Origin of the sequence: Kribbella sp. VKM Ac-2569 (genome assembly GCF_004216905.1) — a bacterium.
Lineage (GTDB): Bacteria > Actinomycetota > Actinomycetes > Propionibacteriales > Kribbellaceae > Kribbella.
This window is the reverse complement of record NZ_SGXJ01000001.1, coordinates 1,196,935-1,220,168: the sequence shown is the minus strand read 5'-3', so window position 1 is coordinate 1,220,168 and position 23,234 is coordinate 1,196,935. Positions and strand designations below refer to the sequence as shown.

General features: G+C 67.9%; 23 protein-coding genes. 11 read left to right on the top strand and 12 right to left on the bottom strand.

Annotation, left to right across the window (positions count from 1 at the left end; genetic code table 11):
* Window positions 1-21: 21 nt before the first annotated feature.
* The 4 genes from EV649_RS05595 to EV649_RS05580 all read left to right on the top strand — a co-directional run bounded on the left by EV649_RS05595 (window position 22) and on the right by EV649_RS05580 (window position 3,749).
* A complete protein-coding gene (locus tag EV649_RS05595; RefSeq protein ID WP_130381149.1) occupies window positions 22-459 on the top strand; it encodes a cupin domain-containing protein in 438 nt (145 codons plus the stop codon).
* On the top strand, window positions 456-830 hold the full coding sequence (locus tag EV649_RS05590) for a DUF1304 family protein (RefSeq protein WP_130381147.1): 375 nt from the start codon (window positions 456-458) through the stop codon (window positions 828-830). The genes EV649_RS05595 and EV649_RS05590 overlap by 4 nt, the downstream gene beginning before the upstream one ends.
* Window positions 831-957: 127 nt before the next feature.
* Window positions 958-2,505: an alkaline phosphatase D family protein gene (locus EV649_RS05585; protein WP_130381145.1), complete on the top strand. Its 1,548-nt coding sequence runs from the start codon at window positions 958-960 to the stop codon at window positions 2,503-2,505.
* A 2-nt stretch (window positions 2,506-2,507) separates the two neighbouring features.
* Window positions 2,508-3,749, top strand: a complete 1,242-nt coding sequence (locus EV649_RS05580; RefSeq protein WP_130381143.1) for a hypothetical protein — start codon at window positions 2,508-2,510, stop codon at window positions 3,747-3,749.
* Window position 3,750: 1 nt separating this feature from the next.
* Here the strand turns inward: EV649_RS05580 and EV649_RS05575 are convergent, their stop codons facing one another.
* Together EV649_RS05575 and EV649_RS05570 are read right to left on the bottom strand one after the other, a co-directional pair.
* On the bottom strand, window positions 3,751-4,353 hold the full coding sequence (locus tag EV649_RS05575) for a zf-HC2 domain-containing protein (RefSeq protein WP_130381141.1): 603 nt from the start codon (window positions 4,351-4,353) through the stop codon (window positions 3,751-3,753).
* A complete protein-coding gene (locus EV649_RS05570) occupies window positions 4,350-4,850 on the bottom strand; it encodes a sigma-70 family RNA polymerase sigma factor (protein WP_130381139.1) in 501 nt (166 codons plus the stop codon). Before EV649_RS05570 ends, EV649_RS05575 begins: the two co-directional genes overlap by 4 nt.
* A gap of 86 nt (window positions 4,851-4,936) precedes the next feature.
* On the opposite strand from EV649_RS05570, the gene EV649_RS05565 reads away from it, so the two are divergent.
* Window positions 4,937-5,434 carry a hypothetical protein gene (locus EV649_RS05565; RefSeq protein ID WP_130381138.1) on the top strand — a complete coding sequence of 166 codons (498 nt, stop codon included), beginning with the start codon at window positions 4,937-4,939 and terminating at the stop codon, window positions 5,432-5,434.
* On the opposite strand, the gene EV649_RS05560 is transcribed toward EV649_RS05565, so the two are convergent.
* From EV649_RS05560 to EV649_RS05525, 8 genes are all read right to left on the bottom strand, one after another.
* Window positions 5,428-7,470, bottom strand: a complete 2,043-nt coding sequence (locus EV649_RS05560; protein WP_198682317.1) for a beta-galactosidase — start codon at window positions 7,468-7,470, stop codon at window positions 5,428-5,430. The genes EV649_RS05565 and EV649_RS05560 overlap by 7 nt on opposite strands.
* Before the next feature lie 27 nt (window positions 7,471-7,497).
* Window positions 7,498-8,349: a carbohydrate ABC transporter permease gene (locus EV649_RS05555; protein ID WP_198682316.1), complete on the bottom strand. Its 852-nt coding sequence runs from the start codon at window positions 8,347-8,349 to the stop codon at window positions 7,498-7,500.
* Complete coding sequence (locus EV649_RS05550; protein ID WP_130381136.1) at window positions 8,346-9,287, bottom strand: sugar ABC transporter permease; 942 nt, start codon at window positions 9,285-9,287, stop codon at window positions 8,346-8,348. The genes EV649_RS05555 and EV649_RS05550 overlap by 4 nt, the downstream gene beginning before the upstream one ends.
* Window positions 9,284-10,663 carry an extracellular solute-binding protein gene (locus tag EV649_RS05545; RefSeq protein ID WP_198682315.1) on the bottom strand — a complete coding sequence of 460 codons (1,380 nt, stop codon included), beginning with the start codon at window positions 10,661-10,663 and terminating at the stop codon, window positions 9,284-9,286. The genes EV649_RS05550 and EV649_RS05545 overlap by 4 nt, the downstream gene beginning before the upstream one ends.
* 93 nt (window positions 10,664-10,756) lie before the next feature.
* Window positions 10,757-11,812 carry a LacI family DNA-binding transcriptional regulator gene (locus tag EV649_RS05540; RefSeq protein WP_130381134.1) on the bottom strand — a complete coding sequence of 352 codons (1,056 nt, stop codon included), beginning with the start codon at window positions 11,810-11,812 and terminating at the stop codon, window positions 10,757-10,759.
* A gap of 125 nt (window positions 11,813-11,937) precedes the next feature.
* Window positions 11,938-13,215 (bottom strand): phosphodiester glycosidase family protein, encoded by a 1,278-nt coding sequence (locus EV649_RS05535; protein WP_130381132.1) that lies wholly within the window; start codon window positions 13,213-13,215, stop codon window positions 11,938-11,940.
* 76 nt (window positions 13,216-13,291) lie between these two features.
* Entirely contained in the window at window positions 13,292-13,753 is a 462-nt protein-coding gene (locus EV649_RS05530) for a nitroreductase/quinone reductase family protein (protein ID WP_130381130.1), read from the bottom strand.
* The gene (locus EV649_RS05525) at window positions 13,750-14,202 is read right to left on the bottom strand and encodes a PPOX class F420-dependent oxidoreductase (RefSeq protein ID WP_241997728.1); all 453 of its coding nucleotides are present in this window, start codon (window positions 14,200-14,202) and stop codon (window positions 13,750-13,752) included. The genes EV649_RS05530 and EV649_RS05525 overlap by 4 nt, the downstream gene beginning before the upstream one ends.
* Before the next feature lie 50 nt (window positions 14,203-14,252).
* On the opposite strand from EV649_RS05525, the gene EV649_RS05520 reads away from it, so the two are divergent.
* Window positions 14,253-14,780, top strand: a complete 528-nt coding sequence (locus EV649_RS05520) for a MarR family transcriptional regulator (RefSeq protein ID WP_198682314.1) — start codon at window positions 14,253-14,255, stop codon at window positions 14,778-14,780.
* 68 nt (window positions 14,781-14,848) lie between these two features.
* Complete coding sequence (locus tag EV649_RS05515) at window positions 14,849-15,775, top strand: AEC family transporter (protein ID WP_130381126.1); 927 nt, start codon at window positions 14,849-14,851, stop codon at window positions 15,773-15,775.
* A 625-nt stretch (window positions 15,776-16,400) separates the two neighbouring features.
* Here EV649_RS05515 and EV649_RS05510 read toward each other — a convergent pair.
* Both EV649_RS05510 and valS read right to left on the bottom strand, forming a co-directional pair.
* Window positions 16,401-17,120 carry a hypothetical protein gene (locus EV649_RS05510; protein WP_241997726.1) on the bottom strand — a complete coding sequence of 240 codons (720 nt, stop codon included), beginning with the start codon at window positions 17,118-17,120 and terminating at the stop codon, window positions 16,401-16,403.
* A 141-nt stretch (window positions 17,121-17,261) separates the two neighbouring features.
* Window positions 17,262-19,802, bottom strand: coding sequence for a valine--tRNA ligase (valS, locus tag EV649_RS05505; RefSeq protein WP_130381124.1), 2,541 nt, complete (start codon window positions 19,800-19,802; stop codon window positions 17,262-17,264).
* 74 nt (window positions 19,803-19,876) lie between these two features.
* Here valS and EV649_RS05500 point away from each other — a divergent pair, with 74 nt between their 5' ends.
* The 4 genes from EV649_RS05500 (at window position 19,877) to EV649_RS05485 (ending at window position 23,228) form a co-directional block, all read left to right on the top strand.
* Entirely contained in the window at window positions 19,877-21,235 is a 1,359-nt protein-coding gene (locus tag EV649_RS05500; RefSeq protein WP_130381122.1) for a folylpolyglutamate synthase/dihydrofolate synthase family protein, read from the top strand.
* Window positions 21,232-21,567 carry a DUF4233 domain-containing protein gene (locus EV649_RS05495; protein ID WP_130381120.1) on the top strand — a complete coding sequence of 112 codons (336 nt, stop codon included), beginning with the start codon at window positions 21,232-21,234 and terminating at the stop codon, window positions 21,565-21,567. The genes EV649_RS05500 and EV649_RS05495 overlap by 4 nt, the downstream gene beginning before the upstream one ends.
* A gap of 38 nt (window positions 21,568-21,605) precedes the next feature.
* On the top strand, window positions 21,606-22,016 hold the full coding sequence (gene ndk / locus EV649_RS05490; protein WP_130381118.1) for a nucleoside-diphosphate kinase: 411 nt from the start codon (window positions 21,606-21,608) through the stop codon (window positions 22,014-22,016).
* 195 nt (window positions 22,017-22,211) lie between these two features.
* The gene (locus tag EV649_RS05485; RefSeq protein WP_130383542.1) at window positions 22,212-23,228 is read left to right on the top strand and encodes a rod shape-determining protein; all 1,017 of its coding nucleotides are present in this window, start codon (window positions 22,212-22,214) and stop codon (window positions 23,226-23,228) included.
* The last annotated feature ends 6 nt before the right edge of the window (window positions 23,229-23,234 follow it).

The window sequence follows — 23,234 nt, the reverse complement described above, 5'->3', positions numbered from 1 at the left end:
CCGGTTCCTACCGTCGCAGTCATGAACGAAACAGTGCATCTGAGCAATGCGGGCAGCGGTGTCGAGTACGCCGCCCCGGACGCGACCGTGACGGTGAAGATCGGCGCCGAGCACACCGGCGGGCAGTACGAGCTGTTCGAGATCGACGCGCCGCGCGCCGACGCCTCGCCGCCGCACAGCGAGTCGTGGAGCAAGGCGTTCTACGTCCTGCAGGGCCGGATCCTCGTCCAGGCAGGGGATCAGGGCTACGACCTCGGTCCCGGCGCCTCGATCAGCATCCCGGCCGGCACCGTGAACACGTTCTCGGTGCTGACGCCGTCGGCGAAGTTCCTGACCATCAGCCAGACCGGCCGGATGGGCGCGTTCTTCGCGGATCTGGCCGGTGCCGATCCGGCCGACTACGCCGCGCTGGGCGAGATCACCAGCCGGCACGGCGTCCGGCTGGGGGCGACGGCATGAGTACGGCGGCACAGATCCTCGCGATCGCCATCGCGGTCATGCTGGCCTCGGTCTGGCTGATGGAGTCGTTCTTCTACCGCCATCCGCGGCTGTATCCGCTGTTCCTGCTGGAGCCCCGGGACTTCGACGCGGTCAAGTTGTGGATCGTGAACCTCGGGTTCTACAACTTCACGACCGGTGTCGCGCTGGCGCTCGGGGTCGTCCTCGCCCGGACCGGGCATGTTCCGCAGGGCGAGGCGCTGGTCGCGTTCACCGCGGCGCAGCACGTTTTCCTCGCGCTCGTCCTGCTCGCAACGGAGCGGCGACTCTGGTTGAACACCTTGCTCGAAGGGGTTCCGGCCGCCGTACTGCTGCTGCTCGTCCTGCTGTAGGAAATTTACCAATTCTGCGCAATCATGGGCACGGAGCACCGCACACACTCAAGGTTCCCGAATGGTCACCCGCAGTTCGACCGATCCGGGGGCCTACCGCCCTGAGTACCCGTGAAGGTGAGGCCTCATGAGCCCAATCAGTCGCAGGACCCTTGTTCTCGGCGGACTCGCCGCGGCCGGGGCCGGCGCCCTCCCGGCTGCCGCCCAGTCGTCCGTGATCACCGCCACCGCCGCCGTTCCGTACCCGTTCCGGCTCGGCATCGCGTCCGGCGAGCCCGACGCGAACAGCGTCGTGCTCTGGACCCGCCTGGCACCGTCGCCGCTGAATGCCGACGGCCAGGGCGGCATGGCGAACGCCGACGTCGCCGTTGACTGGCAGGTGTCGACCACAGACACCTTCAGCACGCTGGTCGCGTCCGGCACGGTGACAGCGAAGTACGCCTCCGCTCACTCAGTCCATGTCGTCGCAGGCGGCCTCAGCCCGGACGCCGACTACTTCTACCGCTTCCGCGCGCAGGGCCACCTCTCACCCGTCGGCCGCACCCGCACCGCTCCGGCTGTGGGCACCAACGGGCGTGACCTGGTGATGGCCTTCACCTCCTGTGCGCACTACGAGGAGGGCTACTACACGGTCTACCGGCGCATGGCCGAGGAGAACCCGGGCCTCATCCTCTTCCTGGGTGACTACATCTACGAGTACGGCGCCACCGCCGGCAGGCCTCGTCTGCACGCGGGTGCGAGCGAGATCGTGTCGCTGGCGGACTACCGTCGCCGGTACGCGCAGTACAAGTCGGACCCCGACCTGCAGGCAGCGCATGCCGTCGCGCCGTGGCTCGTCGTACCTGACGACCATGAGGTGGAGAACAACTACGCCAACATGGTGCGGGCGGACAGTACGCCGTCTCTCACGACAGCGCAGTGGACCGCCCGGCGGACCGCGGCGTACCAGGCGTACTACGAGAACATGCCGCTGCGGCCGGCGCAGGCGAACAGCGGCAACTCGATCCCGCTCTACCGCCGGCTGCGGTGGGGGAGTCTCGCGACGTTCCACATGCTCGACACGCGGCAGTACCGCAACGACCAGGCCTGTGGCGACGGCTGGAAGGTGTGCTCCGACGCCGACCTCGCCAGCCGCAGTTTGCCCGGCAACACCCAGGAGACCTGGCTGCTCGACGGTCTCAACCAGCACTACGGCACGTGGGACATCCTTGGACAGCAGGTGTTCTTCGCGCGCCGGTTCGACTCGGCCGGTGCGGGAAGCATGGACTCGTGGGACGGCTACCGAGCCTCGCGGGCCCGCATCCAGCAAGGCTGGATCGACCGCGGAACCCGCAACCCCGTCGTCCTGACCGGTGACGTCCATCGCGCCTGGGCCAGTGACCTGAAAGCCGACTACAGCAACGCGAACTCGGCCGTCATCGGGTCCGAGCTGGTGACGAGCTCGGTCACCTCGAGCGGCGACGGCGACGGAGCCACGACGATCCCGAACCTCGCGGACAACCCGTGGCTGCGGTTCTACCAGAACCGTCGCGGCTACATCCGGACGACGATCAGCCCGACCCAGTTGCGGGCCGACTTCCGTGCGGTGGCGAAGGTGTCGGAGCACGGCGCCGCGGTGAGTACGGCGAAATCGTTCGTCATCCAAGAGGGTCAGCCCGGACTGCAGGCGGTGTGACGATGAAGAAGACGCTTGCTATGACTGCGATCGCGGCGACGGTGCTCACCTTCACTGCGACGAACGCCGACGCACACATTGCCGCTCCCACCTGGGTGGCGGCGAACAGTGTGTCCACCGGCGACCAGGACGCTGCCTCTGTCGCGATCAACCGCAACGGGTACGTCGCTGTGGCATGGGAGGACGACCGCGACACCGACAACGCGACCGACAACGTGCACAGCGAGATCTACCTGCGGCTCTTCCACAACGGCACTGCCGTGTACGAGACGAAGCTGTCCGCCGGTGGAAGCAGCGGTGTGACGAACTGGCGGCACCTGCACCCGGACGTCGGCCTGGACGACAAGGGCAACGCGGTCGTGGTCTGGCAGGACGACCCGGACGGCAACGGGTACTACAACATCCCGTACCGCGTCGTGAACACTGCCGGCACCGTGACAGCGTCCGGCAACTCCAACAGCAGCTCCACGGGCCAGCAGATCAACCCACGAGTTGCTGTCGACCCGGACGGCGCACCGTCCGGTGCTGCTGTCGCGTTCACCGTGGCGTGGGAGGACATCCAGACCGGTACGCCGGCAACGGTGAAGGCAGCCGGCTTCACCGGGCCGACCACACGCGCCTGGGAGGTGACCGCTTCGCAGACGACCGGCCAGCACCACAACCCGGATGTGGCCGTGTCGGCGTCAGGTGACGCGGTCGTCGTGTGGGACGAGGACGGCGACGCCAACGGCGACTACAACATCGGACTGATCCGGCTGGGCCGTACGAACGGCGCAGCCACGCTGTCGCGCCGGGTGGCCAACTCGAACACCACAGGTCAGCAGACGCATCCAGCTGCGGCAGCCAACTTCAACGGCGACTTCGCGGTCGCCTGGGAGTCGGCCGGTACCGTCGCGACGCGTGCGTTCAACACTGCGGGCACGGCCGGGTACGCCGACGTACAGGTGGCGACTGCTGGTGTGGGGCCATCGATCGGCATCGACGACCAGTCGCAGACCGTTGTTGGCTGGACAGTGGCCGGCGCTGACCCGGACGTGTGGGTACGTGGCTTCGGCACCGACGGCACCGACACGGGTCGGCTCTCGGCGCAGCGGCTGAGCTCCGTGGCCACAGGTAGGCAGGAGCAGATGACAGTCGCAGTTTCGCCGTACGCCGAAGTAGCGGTCGCCTACACCGACGACAACGACGGAAACACGTACGACCAGGTCTACCTGGGCACCGGAATCTCCAACAACAGCTGGTGAATCAGTGCGTCGTGGGGGACACCGTGCTCAGTACGGTGTCCCCTGCGTCGACCACTTCGAGGTGGTCGATTTCGCCCAGCGGGATCGACGTGCTCGCGGGGACCTGTGCGTGGTAGCTGCCGTTCGCTGCCCACCAACCGGCTGTCTCTACGGTTCCGTCGCGGCCGTGGACGACGAGCATGCAGTGCTCGTACGGCTGCAGGTCGGTCAGTCGGAGTTGGATGTCCGTGCCCCAGCCGCGGCTGACCAGCTTCGCCGTGGTGTCGAGGCCACCAACCCCGTCCGTCGCCGTCCACGTTGCTGACGCCGGCGCGGACAGCAGGCCCCAGCTAGCGACACCAGCGATCGCTGCCGCTGCTGCCGCGGCCAGCACCCACCGCGGCCGCGTCTTCCTGCTCAGCTGGAGTGGCGCAGGTTCCGGCTGCTCCGCTTCGATGTCCTCGACCGGTACGGCGTGCAGCAGCCCCGGCAGATGCGCGAACTGCAGCAACGTCTCGCGGCACGCCGTACAGGTCACAACGTGCTCCTCGACCGCGCGACGCTCGGACGCCTCGAGCGCACCGAGCACGTAGGCGCCGATCGACATCGTCTCTGGGCACGTCATGAACCGGTCACCCCTCGTTCCTCCAGTGCGGCGCGCAACGCGTGCAGCGCGTAGTAGCTGCGCGACTTCACCGTTCCCGGCGGTACGCCGAGGACAGCGGCCGCCTCGTTGACGGTGCGGCGGCGGTAGAACAGCTCGACGATCACCTGCCGGTGGTCGGTGCTGAGACCCCGCAGTACGTCGATCACCTGCCAGACCTGCAGCACGCGGTCGATGTCGTCGGTGAGGGCCGGGAACTCGCGATCCTCGATCGGTACCTCCGTCACCCGCGCGCTCTGCCGACGGCGGCCGGAGATCACCAGGTTGCGGGCGACCGTGAACAGCCAGCGCCCGGCCCGGTCCGGGTCCAGGTCGGCCGCATGCGTCCAGGCCCGCGCCATCGTCTCCTGCACGATGTCCTCGGCGTACTGCCGGTCGCCCACGGAACGCAGGACGTACCCGAACAACGGCCGCCGGTACTTGTCGTACAACGCGCGGATCACTGTGTCGTCATCCACACCCAGGAACTACGCGGTACGGCGGTGAAAGGTTCAACTGAACCGCCGGGCCCGATCTCGCGTATCTAGCCGGGAGAGGAGATTCGATGAAAACCACAATCTTGTTGCTAGGAGCAACGGTGGCGGCGCTCGGCGCGCTGACTGCCTGCGGTGACGACTCCCAGCCTGCCGGCGGTGACGCCGGTGGTGCCGCGGCTGCGGTCTCGGTCAAGGATGTCAGCGGCGTCGGCCAGACGCTGGTCGACGCCTCCGGTAAGACGCTGTACTTCGCCGACCAGGAGGCCGGCGGCACGATCAAATGCACCGCCAGCTGCCTGAGCTTCTGGATGCCCGCGACCGGCGACGCGCAGGCTGTGAAGGGCTTGGCCACGATCAAGCGCACCGACACCGGCGCAGAGCAGCTCACCTTCCAGGGCAAGCCGCTCTACACGTTCAAACTCGACACCGCCGCCGGCGAGGCCAAGGGCAACAACCTCGCCGACGCGTTCTCCGGCGTCGACTTCACCTGGCACGCCGCAACCACCACAGCCGCCGCCCCTACCCAGCCTCCTTCGTCGTCGGACGGCGGCAACTACGGCTACTGAACCAGCAGCACCCTGACGTCCCACGGCCCGAGGTGGAGCTTCTCCCCGGGCGAGGTGTCGGCCAGTACGTCGTACACCGGGTCTGGCAGGTCGATGCTCACGCTGTCCCACGACCAGTTGTGCACGAAGCGCAGTCGGCGCCCGTCCGTAGCCGTAGCGGACGTGACCGTCACGCTGCTCGGTAGGTCCTGCCAACGGCTTGGCTTGATCCACCGGAGCAGGGCGGTGGCCAACGGCGCGTTGGGAACTGTCCCGACGTAGGTGATGCGGCCGTCACCATGGGCACGCGTGGTGATCGCCGGCCATCGACCGAAGTGTGGGTGCTCGTAGCTCGCGAGTACGTCGGCGCCGTCCACCTGGAGGCCGTCGACCCACCGGGTCGCGGCGGCCTCGTCACCGAGCTCCAGGGTTGCTGACCGGACCGGCAGCTCCGCGCCGACGTTGCTGTACTCGTCGTACCGGACACCGGCCGCGTCAGCGAGCCCGGCCGGCATCGTCGCCGTACGAGCCCGTGCCTCGTGGTCCGCGTAACCTGTCCGCGGGCCGACGACCAGATGACCGCCTGCCGCGGCGTAGGCCAACAGACGGCTCAGCAGTTCGTCGTCCGCGAGGTACAGCCCTGGTACGACGAGCACTGGATGCTCGTCGACCGAGCCGGTGAACTGACTGACGTGCAGGATGCGTACCTGCAGTCCGGCGTCGAAAGCCCCGCGGTAGAAGGGATCGAAGAGACCGTGGTACGACTGGTAGTCCGGCCTGCCGTCCTCGTGCGAGAGCGGCGGGTACTTCTCCATGAGCCACTTGCTCGGCTGCGAGTAGAGCATCGTCACGTCACTGTCCGGCGTGAGACCCGCAACCAGCGAGCCGGCGGTCTTCAGTTCCGCACCGAGACGGGCGATCTCGCGATAGGTGCGGCCCGGGAGTCCGTTGTGCGGCAGCACTCCGCCCCAGTAGGTCTCGGCGCCGAAGTGCAGGGTGTGCCAGTGCCAGTACTCGATCATCGTGGCTCCCCGCGAGACGAGCGCCCAGGCGGCTTGACGCCACTGCCCGTCGTACGCGGGTCGGTTGTCCCACGGGAAGCCGATGGAGTGCGCGTTCGTCTCGGTGACGAGGAACGGCCGTTGCTGCGACGAGTACATGCGGTCCGCGCTCTGGTACAGCGCCCACGTGCCGTTCGTGGTCCAGCTCTGCGACGCCTGCTCGGTTTGTGGATGGAGGAGGCCGTCCTGCATCGCGTAGTACGGGTTGCCGGCCGTCACGTCGAGACGGCGTACCAGTTCGTCGTCAGCCGCCGCAGGACGCCCGTACGAGATGCAGGTCGTGACGAACTGGTCAGGGCGCGCGTATTCGCGGACGATGTCGGCCTGCCACCCGATGAAGTCGGTGGTCTGCTCGGCCTGGAACCGCCGCCACGCGACGTCGTACTGCGGCTGCACGTTGCCGTCCGGCGTCCACAGGTCCGCCCAGTCCGACAGCCGATGTGACCAGTACACCAGGCCCCACTCGTCGTTGAGCTTCTGTACGTCGCCGTACTTGTGCCGCAGGCTGTCCACGAACCGCTGGAACACTCCGTGATTGTGGAGAAGCTCGTTCCCCGGCTCGTTGTCGACCTGGAACCCGATCACGGCCGGGTGATCGGCGTACCGCTCCACGATCTTGCGGATCACCCGCTCGGCGTGGAAACGGAAGCCGGGGTTTGTGAAGTCCACCTCCTGTCGCGCGCCCCACCCGATCCGCTGACCGGTCTTACGCTCGCCGGTGATCTCCGGGTACAGCCGGGCCAGCCACGGCGGCACGGCGTACGTCGGGGTGCCGAGCAGCACCGCGATCCCGCGGGAGTGCGCGCCGTCGAGGACGGGTTGCAGCCAGTCCAGGTCGAACCGCCCGTTCTCCGGCTCCCACGTCGACCACACCGACTCGCCCACCCGGATCACCGAGAACCGCGCCTCGGCCATCAGGTCGAGATCGAGCTCGAGCCGGTCGTTCGGTTGATATTCGTGATAGTACGCAGCCCCGAAGAGCACCCGTTCGTGCACAGTATTTTCTCCAAACTCAGAAGGGAATCAGGCTTTGATGCCGCCGGAGGCCAGCCCCGACTGCCAGTACCGCTGCAGCAGCAGGAACGCGGCGATCAGCGGGATCACCGACAGGAACGACCCGGTGATCACCAGGGACAGCACGGCACCGGTCGTCCCGCCGCCGGCACTGGCCTGCGACGACCATTGCGCGAGCCCCAGCGTGACCGGGTAGAGATCAGGGTTGTTGAGCATGATCAGCGGCAGGAAGTAGTTGTTCCAGGTCGCGACCAGCGTGAACAGCACTACCGTGACGATGCCCGGGGCAAGCATCCGAGCCGCGACCTGGAAGAAGATCCGGAACTCGCCCGCGCCGTCGATCCGGGCGGCCTCGATGATCCCGTCCGGAACCGCGTCCTGGGCATAGACACGCATCAGGTACAGGCCGAACGGGCTGACCAGCGACGGCAGGATGATCGCCCACGGCGTGTTCACCAGCCCAGCCTTGCTGAACAGCAGGTACGTCGGGATCGCGAGGGCCGTGGTCGGCACCATGATCGCGCCCAGCACGAGCCCGGACATCGCCGCGTTCCCCCGGAACCGGTACTTCGCGAAGCCGTACCCGGCGAGCGCGCAGAGGAACGCCGCGCCGCCCGCGCTGACCACCGAGTAGAAGACGGTGTTGGCCATCCAGCGGGAGAACACCCAATCACCGTTGGTCAAGGTCGCGCGGATGTTGGACCACAGCGAGAAGTCGCCGGCGAACCACAGGCCGAAGCTCGAGAACAGGTCGCCCACCGTCTTGGTCGAGGCGACGAACAGCCAGAACAACGGGAGCAGGAAGTAGATCAGCAACGCCACCATGCAGATGGTCAGCACGCTGCTGCGGCGTTTACTCATGACCGGCTCCTTCGGGTGGTGACCAGCAGCACGGCGTACGACGCGACGACGATGACGGCGCCGAGCAGGAACGAGACCGCTGCGGCGTAGTTCACCTCCTGACCGGTGAAGGCCAGGGTGTACGCGTAGAGGTTCGGCGTGTAGCCGCTGTCGATGACGCTGGGCGCCAGCCGCTGCATCAGTTGCGGCTCGCTGAACAGCTGGAAACTGCCGATGACCGAGAAGATCAGGCAGACCAGCAGGGCCGGCCGGAGCGCCGGGATCTTGATGCTCCACGCGGTCCGGATCGCCCCGGCGCCGTCCACCGCGGCGGCCTCGTACAGGTCGTGCGGCACGGCCCGCAGAGCGGCGTACAGGATGATCATGTTGTAGCCGGTGAACTCCCAGGTGACGATGTTCGCGATGGAACCGAGCATCCAGTCGCTGCTGAGGAACTTCGGCGGCGACAGGCTCAGCTTGTCGGCCAGTTGGGCGAACGGGCCGAAGTCCTGGCCGTAGAGGTAGCCCCACATCAGGGTGGCGACCACGGCCGGGACGGCGTACGGCAGGAAGATGCCGAGCCGGAAGCCCTTCGCCACCCGGAGCAGCCCGCTGTCGATCGCCAGCGCCGCGAACAACGCGATCGCGAGCATGATCGGCACCTGGATCAGGAAGAACAGCCCGACCCGGCCGACTCCGTGCAGCAGCCGCGGATCGGTCAGCGCCCGGGTGTAGTTGTCCAGCCCGGCGAACACCGTGCCGCCGATCAGCCGCTCCTGGAACAGGCTCAGGTAGGCCGCGTACACCAGCGGCAACACCAGCAGGCCCAGGAAGACCAGCATGAACGGCGCGACGAAGAGGTACCCGGTGCGGGCATGGCTCACGCCACGCCCCCGCCGGCGAGGCTCAGCCCGGCTCGGGGCCCGCGTCCCGAGCCGATCGGTCGTGTTGACGCTCATTGCCCGACCTTGAAGCCCTGGTTCTTCGCGTACTTCGTGGTCCGGTCCTGCCACTGGTCGAGTGCGGCGCTGGTGTCGGTCTTGTTCGCGAACGACTTACCGACGGTCTCGCCCCAGTCGCTGGAGGCCTGGTCCAGGAACGGCGGCCACTGGAACTTCGTGTCCACGGTGTCGCTGATCCCGGCGAACAGCTTGTTCACCGTCTGGCCGCCGTAGAAGGGCAGCGGGCGGTCGACGAACGAGGTGTCGGCCAGCAGGGACTTCGTCACCGGGAAGAGGAACTGCTGGGTCGCGAACATCTTGGTCGACTCGGGATCGGTGTTGATGAACTCTGCCAGCTTCGCCGCCGCGATCGGGTTCTTCGTCCCCTGCACGACCGCGGTCGTGGAGCCGCCCCAGTTGCCGGAGACGTTCTTGCCCGCCTCCCATTGCGGGAGCGGTGCCGCGCGCCACTTACCGCTGGTCGCCTTCGCACTGCCTTCGAGGAAGACCGGGCCCCATGCCGCGGTGATCCAGGTGGCGTACTTGCCGCGGTTCAGCGCCTGGTACCACTGGTCGTTGAAGTCTGCGTCGGTCGAGACCGAGCCGTCCTTGATCAGTCCGCTCCAGTAGTCGGCGATCTTCTTGGACTCCGCACCGTTCAGATCGACCTTGACCGAGTCAGCGCCGGTGTTCTCGAACGGCTTCACGCCGGCCTGCCAGAGCAGGCCGAGCCACACGCCGGCCTGGCTCTGCGCGAGGTTCGTCAGGTAGACCTTGGGATCCGCGGCGTGCAACTTGCGGGCCGCCGCGGCGAACTCGTCCCACGTCTTGGGTACGGCGATGCCGTGCTTGTCGAAGATGTCCTTGCGGTACAGCATCCCCATCGGTCCGCTGTCCTGCGGGACCGCCCAGACCTCGCCGTTGGATCCGACCACCTGCTGCCAGGTCCACCCGACGAACTTGTCCTTCAGCCCTTCGGCGCCGTACGGGCGCAGGTCCATCAGGCTCTTGGTGAGTGAGAACGTCGGGATGTACTGGAACTCGATCTGAACGGCGTCCGGGAAGCCGGCCTTGGCCTTCAGAGCCGTGCGCAGCTTGGTGTACTGCGGTCCGCCCTGGCCGGCGTTGACCACCTTGACCTTGATCGCGGGGTACTTCTTCTGGAACAGGTCGACTTCCTTCTGGATGTTCGGCACCCAGGTCCAGAACGTCAGATCGGTGGGTGTGGACATGGCCTTGTCGATGTCGGCCTGGCTGACGGTCTTGGCCGCGGGCTGGTCGCTGGAGCTGTCACCGCCACCGCCGCAGGCGGCCAGGGCGAGACTGCCGCTCAGGACGAGTGCCGCGGCGAGCGCGACCCGGCGCCGCAGGGATGTGTGCTGGAAACGGAACACGTGGAACAACTCCTTGGGATCTGAGCAGACTTCACCCGGGATCGCGGCCTCGGCCGGCCGGCGCGGACCACCCCTCAGGGCGGACGTGTGCGTTCAGCGGTGCCGCTCGGGTGGAGCGGCGGTGGAGTGACGGATGACCAGCCGGAGCGGTGGCGGCTGCGGCGCGGGGGACCGGTCGCCGGTAGGCGACTCGATCTCCTTGACGAGGCTTTCGATCCCGCGGGCGACATGGACGTCGAAGTCCTGCGGGACGGTGGTCAGTGGGGGAGTCAGGTACGCCGCCGTCGGGATGTCGTCGAATCCGACGATGCTGACGTCGCCGGGGACCGATCGGCCGGCCTCGGTGAGCGCGCGCAGGACGCCGATGGCCATGTCGTCGTTGGCGACGAAGATCGCGGTGACGTCGTCGTCGGCGGCCAGCTCCCGGCCGGCGGCATAGCCGGAAGTGGGGAGCCAATCACCTTCCAGTACAGGTGGTTCCGGGGCGCCGGCCTCGGCGAGGGCCTGACGCCAGCCGGTCATCCGTTCCCGGGCGGCCCACCAGCGTTGCGGGCCGGCGACGTGCCAGACCGTCCGGTGCCCGAGACCGAGCAGATGCTCGGTCGCGGTCCGGCCGGCCTCCACGTTGCCGGCGCCGGTGTCCAGGCTCGGCTTCGCGGTGAGACCTGGGAAGCGGCCGAAACTCAGCACCGGGAGGTCGACGTCGATCGGCCGGGCGCCGTCGCCCTCGTCGATCGGTTCGGACAGGATGATGCCGTCCACCCCCTGCACGAGCAGGTGCTCGATCGCGTCGGCGACGGTGTCGCCTTCGAGGGTGTTGACGATGCTGACCGAGTAGCCGGTGGTGCGGAGGGCGCGTTCGATCGCCACCAACTGCGTCGCCGGGCCGAACAGCGCCGTACCGAGGCAGACGACGCCGATCCGTTGCGTGCGGCCGGAGTTGAGCGCTCGCGCCGCGTCGTTGCGGCGGTACCCGAGCTCTCGCATCGCGGCCTGGACCCGGAGCCGGACCTCGTCCTTGACGTACGGCTCGCCGTTGATGACGCGGGACACGGTCTTCTGCGACACACCCGCCAGCCGGGCGACGTCCGTACTCCCGGGACGACGGCGCGCCCGACCGTCCTCGGAGCCCGGTTTCGCCACGGTCATCGGGCCTCATCTCGGGACGTTTGTGCCGTGCTTCTGACTGTTCTGACTACGCAGTCAGACTCTGTCTACGTAGTCAGAACGTCAATGGCTCGTCCCGTGTGACCTGAGTCACATCATTGATCGGTTCAGTGGTTGGGGACGAACACGACTGCGTCGCCGACCGCGCGTTCGGCGCCGCCGGTGCTGCTCGGGTGGTTGACGACGGTGCCGTCGCCGAGCGCCATCGCGGTGGAGCCGCCGCCGTCGAGGTTGATGGCGTCGTACAGGCCGAGTGCGTTGGCGACCGCGGCGGTCTCGTCCATCGTGGTGCCGACACTCGTGGTCTGGCGGCCGTCGATGGTGGCGAGGACGATCTTGCCGCCGCGCGTCGTACCGGCGATCGTGCGCGGGTTGCGATCGAAGAAACTGCCGGTGCCGTCCGGTACGACGATCTCGCCGTTCTTCGTCAATTGGTAGCGACCCGTCACGCCGTACAGGCCGCTGCGCAACGGGACCGTGCGGCCGTCCTCGTCCGATACCGCGAGGTCCGTGCCCAGGCAGCCCTTTGCCAGCTTGAGAAGCGCGACGGTGTCCTGGCCGGTCGCCTGCAACGAGGTCTGGCTCGGGCTGAGCGCCGTACCGCGTGTGGTCGACGTACGGACGACGCAACCGCGGCGGTCGAGCACGACCTCGACTCCGGCGCCGGCCGGTGTCGCCGCGGCGAACTCGGGCGTGAACCGGACGACGTCGCCCGGCACTGTGCACGTGGTCTGGTCGGGCAGCGTCGCGCACGCGGTCGGGACCACAGGCGGGTGGTTGAGGAACTCGAGCGGGAGCCCGACGCCGGTGAAGAGGTTGCGGACGGTGCCTGTCCAGCGCAGGTGGCCGGTCACCACTCTGTTGCTCTTGGCATCGATCACCAGGTTGGCCTCGGTCGGATCGGCGAGCGGTTCGCTGAGCAGCTTGCCATCGAAGAGGCCGAGCCCGACGGGGTCGCCCGGGTACTGCGGGTTCGCGGTGAAGGTGAAGAACGACGCGTTCACGCCGGCCAGTGCGCCGGAGGACTTCACCAGGTCCGAGGTCTTCTCGACGCGGGCCAGGTCAGGGCCGTACGTCGCCTTCAGTTGGCCGTCGGCCGTCCGCGGATCGATCGTGAGCACATTGACGACCCACGGGCCGCGCGGCGTGGTGTTGATCTGGTCGGCCGGCGCCGGGTCGGTGCCGCGGACGATCCGGGTCAGCGTCACGCCGCGCGCCAGCGTCTGGACGGTGCGGGTCTCGGCCAGGTCAGCGTCCCCGATCGGCAGGCCCTGCACTTGTTCGCGCGCCGGCGCGGCGCCGGCGGTCGACAACCCGGTTGCCAATACGCCGAACACCGCGGCCGTGCTGAGGGCGGCCTTGAACACTCGAGCGGAAGTAGTCATGCCGCCTATCCTCCGAGCAGGCGGTGGAATCTTTCTAGACCTCCCTCTGACTTGTCAGCATCTTCCAGGTGACGGTTCAGCGCCGCTCGACGAGCCGGATGACCGGGAGTTCGCGATCGGTCTGCTTCTGGTACTCCGCGAAACCGGGCGATGCCTTGGTGATGCGTTCCCACGCGTCCGCACGCTCCGCTCCGTGCAACTGCTCGGCGCGGACCTCGATCGCCTCGCCGCCGACCTCGATGCGGACCTGGTCAGGGTTCGCGGCCAGGTTGTAGTACCACGCCGGGTTGCCGGCCGCGCCCGCCGCGGAGGCGACGATCAGCCGGTTGCCGTCAGCGTCCGTGAACCAGGCGACCGGCGTCGCTCGCTCGGCACCGGACTTCCGCCCGATCGTCCGCAGTACCAGCGCGTCGCCGCCCCTGAACTTGCCGCCGCCTCGCCGCCGGATGCGCCGGGCGTTGAACTTGTTGAACCAGTGCAGGATCCGGCCGCCGGGCTGCCGCGCGCCTCGGGTGCCAGGACGAGTGTCGAAGCTCATCGGGCCTCCACCGCCTCAGGGGTGTGCACGGTGCGGGTCGTAGTGACCTTGTCGTCGTACGTGAACGGCCGGCCTTCGAGGTTGAAGCTCCACGAGATCGCCGGCGTGATCCGCAGATAGCTGCTGGCACCGAACTGGCCGGTCCGCTCGACGAGCTCGGCGGTGCCGTAGATCCGCAGGTAGCGCGGGGTCCACGGGTCGACCGAGAGCAGGTCGTCGAGGATCACGGCGACCTTGGTGTTGCCCGCCTCGACGTTGCGGAACTTGCGGGTCTTCAGCGGGTCCATGCCGCCGCCGATGTAGAGGTGGGCCCCGTCGTACTCGAACCCGACCGGTACCGCGTCCGGCTGCCCATCAGACCCGACCGTGGCGAACCGGGCGATGCGCTGGGACCGCAGGTAGTCGAGCTCCTCGTCGCTGAAGGACATCGAATCTCCTCGATAGTTCATGACATTTACTGTATGCGTCATTAACTATACATCCCATGTACCGTGGAGAGGTGAGTGAGACGCAGACGCCCCCGGGACCGGCCCGCGCCCGGCGGGGCGGCGGGCGGTTCGCCGGGTTCGCCCAGGTGCACGGCGCCGGCCTGGATCCCGCGGACCTGGACGTCGCTACCGGGCTGGTGCAGCTCACCGGTCTGGTGCAGGCCATGTACGCCGGCATCTCCGAGCGGCACGATCTGACGCCGGTGCAGGCCAAACTGCTGTGTGTCCTGCTCGACGGACCCAAGGGCATGGCCGAGCTCGCGCAGTGTTTCGGCGTCGAGAAGGCCGCTCTCACCGGTCTGATGGATCGCGCCGAGAAGCGCGGCCTGGCCGAGCGCTCGCCGGTCCCTGGCGACCGGCGGGCCGTGCAGGTGACGCTGACCGAGCCTGGCCGTCGCGCAGCCAAGGCCTTTCACGCGGACGTCGGCGAGGCGCTGGACGAGCTGATCGGGCAGCTCAGCCCGGCCGATCGGGAACACTTCCGGGTCGTCATGGCCGGCATCATCACGAGGTGCCGCACATCACCGTCCAGCTCCTGAGCCGCCAGGCGTTTCGGACAGCGCTTACCCCTACGATCGACGGGTGTCCACCCCGCTGAGAAGCTGAGATGTCCGCCGTCGTCGGTGCCTTCGGCGCACTGGTCGCTGTGGCCGTGCTCGGGTACGTCGTCGGCGTCTTCGGCGTACTGCGGAAGGACGACGAGCTCGTCCTCTCCCGGCTGGCGTTCTTCGTGGCGACCCCGGCGCTGCTGTTCACGACCGTCGCGCGGGCGGACCTGCGGACGATCTTCTCGGTGGTGCTCGTCACCAACCTCGTCAGCCTGTTCGTGGTGCAGGCGCTGTTCCTGTTGATCGCCGCGGTGATCTGGCGACGGACGCGGTCCCAGGCGACGATCGGTGTGCTCGCGTCGTCGTACGTCAACGCGGGCAATCTCGGCGTACCGGTGGCGGCGTACGTGCTGGGGGACGGTGCGTTGGTCGCGCCAATCGTGTTGTTCCAGGTGCTGATCATGGCGCCGGTGGCCTTCGCCGTACTGGACGGTGACCGGCAGGGGAGCGGGCGGCGGGTGTCCCTGCGGACCGTCATTACGCGGCCGTTCCGCAATCCGTTGACGGTGGCATCGCTGCTCGGGCTGCTGGTGTCGTTGCTCGGCGTGCGGTTGCCGGAGATGGTGATGCGACCGATCGACCTGGTCGCGGCTGCGGCGGTCCCGGTCGCGTTGGTCGCATACGGCCTCAGCTTGAGCGCAGGCACCAAGGACTCGATCACCGTACGGCGGGACGTCGTACTAGCCGTTGCACTGAAGACGTTCGTACAACCGCTCGCGGCCTACGCCATCGCCCGCTGGGCCCTGGACCTACACGGCACGGCCCTACTGGCCCCAACGCTCCTAGCCGCCCTACCCACAGCCCAAAACGTCTACGTCTACGCCGTCCACTACCGAGCCAGCCGCACCCTGGCCCGCAGCGCCGTACTCCTCAGCACCCTGCTCTCAATCCCCGTAATGATCCTCATAGCCGGCCTACTCACCTGAGCGAGAACCGCGCGAAGGGTCCCACGCAGGAGACAATCAAAATTGAACGCACCAAGTTTGGTTGTCCCTGTTGCCGCTGGCGGGTTATTTCCGGCTCTTGTGATGCATGTGTGGGTGGTTTGGGCTGCTGGCGACCTCTCGACCGCCGTGCCGCAGGCACCCGTGGTTCTCGAGTCGTGGACCTTGGCGGCCAGCAGCAGCCTCGATTCACGACTCGACGTTCCAGTGGCCAACCAAACGCCACGACTCGGCGCGATCCTGGACAAGGCAGGCGTTCCGCGCGACAGCCGCACCGACCCGCCCACACCGGAGCCCGAGGAGCGCCATCAGCAGAGGGTTATCCTCTCGTTTGCGGGGTTCTCCCCTCGCGTACCAGTAGAGAACCCATAATTCGAGGGGATAACCCGTCGTCTGCTCGACGGGTTATTGACCGACCGGTGGGACGACGGCAGCCTGACCGGCGAACGACGGCGGGGAGCGGGGACATGCGCTGGTGACTGGGGACAGGCAATATCAGGTGCCGACTCACCATTGCGTGTCCCCAGTCACCAGATCGGCCTGATCACCACCCACACATCGGACAGGAGAGTCCTATTTCGCCGCTGGCGCAAATAGGACGTACCCGCTACCTCATCGCTTTGAAGGCTTCTTCGGCTATGGGTTCTACCTGGTCTACTGCTACGCCTTCGTTGGCGGATTGGGCTATGACGGTGAGGGTGTTGGAGCCGCGGTAGCACTGGGTCGGGAGGTTGCCGGCGGCTTCGATGCAGGTGGAGTTGCCGATCTTCTTGACCTTGTCCGCGCTAGCGCCGGAGTCCGCGACGACCTTGTCGATGTCGACCCGGCCGCGGAGCGCGATCAGCACGTAGAACCGGTCGCCCTCGAGGCTGCCGTACGCCTCGACCATCACCTTCTTGCCGTCGTTGATCCTGCTCAACGCGTCTCGGGTCTGATCGAGCTGTGCCTGACTGCGGATCTCGGGGTCGGTGATCCGGTCCAGGCCCGCGACGTTGGCGGGTGGGGTGATCGCACGCTCCGCGTTCAGTCGGCTGAGCGGCCCGAGACCCCACAAATACCCGAGCACCGCCAACACGATCAGCACGACAACCGCACTGCCAACAGTCACCCAAGGCCCACGAACCTTGAACCGCCGCGACCCCTTCTTCTTCGGCTCTTCACCCGCGTCGGCCGGCGCATCCTTTGCCGCGACAGCCGCCCCCCCGGCATCCTTCGCCGTCTCGGCTGCGTTCGGGTGGACCGCTGGGACGGGGGCCAGTTCGGTGGTGTCCGCGCCGGCGTCGTCGCTCTGGTTCTTGGGATCTGCCGGGTTGGTGGGGTCGCTCATCGATTGGCTCCTCGGACGTCAGGGTCACGGGGTGCAGCGGTCGGCTCGTCCCGATGGTTCCACATCATGACAAACCGTAGTCGAACCTCCGAACGCACAAGTGCCCGCCTCCCAGCAGGAGACGGGCACCTGGGCATGTGTTCAGAGCGTCGCGACGACCTTGACCGTGTCGGAGTCGTCCGCATGCCAGACGATCTCGCCGGTGATCCGCCCGGCGGCGCGCAGGTCCGGCTCGGCGCGCTCGGCGAGCTCCAGCCGCGCGGCCGGCCCGGTGACCTCGACCTTGGAGACCTCGGTCTTCATCGAGACCTTCTCCTCGGACTTCGCGCCGCGAATGCCCGCGAGCACCTCGGAGACCGCGTCCAGCACCTCGGGCTCCTGCTCCGCGACCGCGAGATCCCCGTCCGGAGTCGGCCACGACGACAGGTGGATCGAGCCCTCCTGCCACCACGACCAGACCTCTTCGGTCGCGAACGGCAGGTACGGCGCCAGCAGCCGGAGCTGCACCGACAACGCAACCGCGAGTGCCGCCTTCGCAGAGGCGGCAGCGGCGTCACCCTGACCGCCGTACGCGCGCTCCTTGACCAGCTCGACGTAGTCGTCGCAGAACGTCCAGAAGAACCGCTCGCCGATCTCCAGCGCCCCGGTGTAGTCGTACCGCTCGAAGGCCGCCGTGGCGTCGGTCACGACCGCCCGCAACCGCTGCAACATCGCCAGGTCGACCGGCTCGGTGACCGCCGACGGGTCGACCGTGGTCGCCCCGAACCCGAGAACGAACTTCGACGCGTTCAGGACCTTGATCGCGAGCCGGCGCCCGACCTTCATCTGTGACTCGTCGAACGGCGAGTCCATTCCTGGGCGCGCCATCGCGGCGCGCCAGCGCACCGCGTCCGATCCGAACTTCTCCAGGATCTCCGACGGGACGATCGCGTTGCCCTTGGACTTCGACATCTTCTTGCGGTCCGGGTCGACGACGAACCCGGAGATCAGCGACCGCGCCCACGGCAGCGAGCCGTTCTCGAAGTGCGCCCGGACGATGCGCGAGAACAGCCAGGTGCGGATGATCTCGTGGGCATGCGTGTTCAGATCCATCGGGAAGGTACGGCGGAACAGGTCGTCGTCCCGCTCCCACCCGCAGACGATGTGCGGCGTCAGCGACGACGTCGCCCAGGTGTCCATCACGTCGGGGTCGGCCTCGAACCCGCCCGGCTTGCCGCGCTGCGACTCGTCGTACCCGCGCGGCGCCTGAGAGGTCGGGTCGATCGGTAGCTCGGCCTCGGACGGCATCAACGGGTGGTCGTAGTCCGGCTCGCCGTCGTGGTCCAGCGGATACCAGACCGGGAACGGGACGCCGAAGTACCGCTGGCGGGAGATCAGCCAGTCGCCGTTCAGGCCCTCGACCCAGTTCAGGTAGCGGTGCCGCATGTGCTCCGGGGCCCAGGCGAGCTCGTTGCCGCGCTCGAGGAACTCCTGCTTGAGCCCGGCGTCGCGGCCGCCGTTGGTGATGTACCACTGCCGGGTGGAGACGATCTCGAGCGGCTTGTCGCCGTTCTCGTAGAAGTTCGCCATCCGCTCGGTCTTCTTCGGCTCGCCGTCCAGGTCGCCGGACTCCCGGAGCTTCTGGACCATCAGCTCGCGCGCGCTGAACACGGTCTTCCCGGCGAGTTCGGCGTACAGCTCCGAACCCTCGAGCCAGGCCGGGGTGTCGCGCAGCAGGCGGCCGTCGCGGCCGATGACCGTGCGGACCGGGAGCTGCAGCTCGCGCCACCACTGGATGTCGGTCTGGTCGCCGAAGGTACAGCACATCGCGATGCCGGCGCCCTTGTCCGTCTCGGCGGCCTCGTGCGCCAGGACCGGGACCTCGACACCGAACAGTGGCGACTTCACCGTCGTACCGAACAGGTGCTTGTAGCGGTCGTCGTCCGGATGCGCGATCAGCGCGACGCAGGCCGGGATCAGCTCCGGGCGGGTGGTCTCGATGTAGATCGGGCCGTCTGCGCTGTGGAAGGAGATGCGGTGATAGGCGCCCGGGTACGGCCGGGGCTCCAGCTCGGCCTGCGCGACGGCGGTCTGGAACGTGACGTCCCACATCGTCGGCGCCTCGGACAGGTACGCCTCGCCGCGGGCGAAGTTGCGCAGGAAGGCGCGCTGCGACGTACGCCGGGAATCCTCGGAGATCGTGGTGTAGAGGTACGACCAGTCGACGCTGAGGCCGACCTGCCGCCACATCGCCTCGTACGCCTGCTCGTCGATGTGGGTGAGCTCACCGCACAGGTCGACGAAGTTCTGCCGGGAGATCGGGACCTGCTTCTTCGGGTCGGGCTTGGCCGGCGGGGTGAAGTCGGGGTCGAACGGCAGCGAGGGGTCGCACTTGACGCCGTAGTAGTTCTGGACCCGGCGCTCGGTGGGCAGGCCGTTGTCGTCCCAGCCGATCGGGTAGAAGACCTTCTTCCCGCGCATCCGCTGGAACCGCGCGACGAGGTCGGTGTGGGTGTAGCTGAAGATGTGCCCGACGTGCAGCGACCCGGAGACCGTCGGCGGCGGCGTGTCGATGGAGTAGACATCGGCGCGCTCGGCGGTGCGGTCGAAGGCGTAGGTCTGCTGCTCCTTCCATACGGCAGCCCACTTCTCCTCGAGACCGTCGAGGCTGGGCTTGTCTGGAACACGGGACGTCTGGCTCATGCGCACAATGTTAGTGGTTGTCAAGGGGTGCTCCGACCGCTTTATCCACAACCCCTCCTAGACTTGGCCTCCTGATGAGCGACCTTTCCTTCGCCGAGGTATCGGCACGGCTCCAGCAGCGTTGGCCGGAGCACAAGATCGAGCCCACCCTGGAGCGCGTCCAGCGGCTCGTCGAGCTGCTCGGCGACCCCCAGAAGGCCTACCCGGTGGTGCACCTGACGGGGACCAACGGCAAGACGTCCACGGCACGCATGATCGACACCCTGCTGCGCGAGGCCGGGCTGCGTACCGGCCGGTTCACCAGCCCGCACCTGGAGTCGGTCCGGGAGCGGATCACGCTGGACGGCGAACCGATCAGCGAGCAGCGTTTCGTCGAGGCGTACGAGGAGATCGCGCCGTACCTGGACGTCGTCGACGCCGAGCAGGAGCACCCCCTGACGTTCTTCGAGGTGATGACCGCGATGGCGTACTCCGTCTTCGCGGACGCCCCGGTCGACGTCGCGGTGATCGAGGTCGGCCTCGGCGGGAGCTGGGACTCCACCAACGTCGCCGACGGCACGGTGTCGGTGATCACCCCGATCGCGGTCGACCACGCGCACCTGCTGGGCGCGGATCCGGTCACCATCGCGGGCGAGAAGTCCGGCATCATCAAGCCCGGCGGTACGACGGTGATGGCGCAGCAGAGCCTGGAAGTCTTCGAGGTCCTGCTCCGCAGGGCCGCCGAGGTGGGCGCGCAGGTCGCCCGCGAGGGGATCGAGTTCGGCATCGTCAGCCGCGCGCTGGCGGTCGGCGGCCAGGTCGTCTCGATCAAGGGCCTCGGCGGCGAGTACGACGACCTGTTCATCCCGCTGCACGGCGAGTACCAGGCGCACAACGCGACCACCGCGGTCGCCGCGGTCGAGGCCCTGCTCGGCGCCAGCCCGGAGACCGAGGGCCGGGTCACCACCGAACTGCTGCAGGCCGGCTTCGAGCAGGTCACCAGCCCCGGCCGGATGGAGGTCGTCCGCAACAGCCCGACGATCGTCGTCGACGCCGCGCACAACCCGCACGGCGCCGAGGCGACCGCGGCCACGGTCTCGGAGGCGTTCCAGTTCCAGCCGCTGATCGGCGTACTCGGCTGTATGAAGGACAAGGACGTGTACGGCGTCCTCGAGGCGTACGAGCCGATCATGGAAACGGTCATCTGCACCCGGAACAGCTTCGTCGAGCGGTCGATGCCGGCCGAGGAGCTGGGCCAACTGGCCGCCGAGGTGTTCGGCGAGGACCGCGTCCTGGTCCGCCTGCACCTGATCGACGCGATCGACGACGCGATCCGGCTCGCCGAGGAGGATGCGGTCGCGCTCGGCAGTGGCGGCGTACTGATCACAGGATCGGTCATCACCGCCGGCGAGGCGCGGGCGCTGCTGGTCCGCAAGGGCAAGGCCGAGCAGTGAGGTCGCTCGCGTCGATCGTGCTCGCGTTCGAGTCGATCGTGCTCGCCCTGGTCACGCCGGTAATGATCTCGGTCGCGGACATCCGCCCCGCGATCGCCGTCCCGGTCTGTCTCGGCCTGGCGGCGCTCGCGATCGTCTCGGCCGGTCTGCTCCGGTTCCAGGCCGGGTACGTCCTCGGCTCGGTGGTGCAGGTCGGCGCGGTCGGGCTCGGTTTCGTCGTCTCCGTGATGTTCGTCCTCGGCGTCTTCTTCGCGGCCTTCTGGGTCGCGGCCATCGTCCTCGGCCGCCGCATCGAAGTGGCCAAGAAGGCACACCAGGCACAGACCGGTTAGGCTCATCCGCCCCGGCTACTTCGAGAGAGAGTTGACAGATGTCGCAGCGCACCCTGGTCCTGCTCAAGCCCGACACGGTCCGCCGCGGCCTGGTCGGTGAGGTGCTGGGCCGGTTCGAGGCCAAGGGGCTCCGGATCGTCGCCATGGATCTGCGCACGATCGACGGCGAACTGGCCGACCAGCACTACGCCGAACACGTCGAGAAGGCCTTTTACCCGCCGCTGCGGGACTTCGTCACCAGCGGCCCGATGGTCGCGCTGGTCCTCGAGGGCGACGAGGCGATCGAGGTGGTCCGTGCCCTGAACGGCGCCACCGACGGCCGCAAGGCCGCCCCCGGCACCATCCGCGGCGACCTCTCCCTCTCCAACCGCGAAAACCTCGTCCACGGCTCCGACTCCGAGGACTCCGCCACCCGAGAAATCAAGATCTGGTTCCCCGACCTCCCCTGACCGCGTGCGGAAAGCGGTCCTGTGTGACCTGGAGAAGGTCGCAGGAACGCTGTAGTTGCAGGCCGTTGCGGACTGCAGGTGTGTGGACCGATACGATCTGTTCTGGGCGGGCCGGTCGTGTCGGTCCACGGGCTGTGCGCGGGCGGCGCTTAGCCTGAGTTGGTCCGAGTGGGAGGTGCCGCGGTGGCGAACAGCATGCTGGGCCGCGACATGGCGGTCGATCTCGGGACGGCGAACACGCTGGTGTACGTGCGTGGCCGCGGCGTCGTACTGAACGAGCCTTCCGTCGTGGCGACCCGGACGGACGAGCCGCGCGAGGCGGTCGCGTTCGGGCACGAGGCGAAGAAGATGATCGGCCGTACGCCGGGCAACATCACCGCGATCCGGCCGCTCAAGGACGGCGTGATCGCCGACTTCGACGCCGCCGAGCAGATGCTGCGGTACTTCATCCAGCGCGTGCACCGCCGCAGGTACTTCGCGAAGCCGCGGATCGTGGTCTGCGTCCCGTCCGGGATCACCGCGGTCGAGCAGCGCGCGGTCCGCGACGCCGGATACATGGCCGGCGCCCGCAAGGTGTACATCATCGAGGAGCCGATGGCCGCCGCGCTCGGCTCGAACCTCGAGGTCCGCGACGCCACCGGCAACATGGTCGTCGACATCGGCGGCGGTACGACGGAGGTCGCGGTCATCTCGTTCGGCGGCATTGTCACCAGCCAGTCGATCCGGGTGGCCGGCGACGCCATCGACAAGGCGATCGTGAACTACTGCAAGAAGGAGTTCTCGCTGCTGCTCGGCGAGGCCACCTCGGAGCAGATCAAGATGACGATCGGGTCGGCGTTCCCGACCACCGACGGCCCGGACAGCGAGATCCGCGGCCGGGACATGATCTCCGGCCTGCCGCGGACCGTGAAGGTGTCGTCGGCGGACATGCGGCAGGCGATCGAGGAGCCGATCACCGCGATCGTCGACGCGGTGAAGGCCACGCTGGACAAGACCCCGCCGGAGCTGGCCGGCGACATCGTCGACCGCGGCATCGTGCTGACCGGCGGCGGTGCGCTGCTGAAGGGCATGGACGAGCGGCTGCGGCACGAGACCGGCATCCCGATCCACGTCGCCGAGAACCCGCTGGACGCGGTCGTCCTGGGTGCCGGCAAGTGCGTCGACAACATCGAGACCCTCAACCGCATCCTGGTCACCGACAACCGGCGCTGAGGTAGC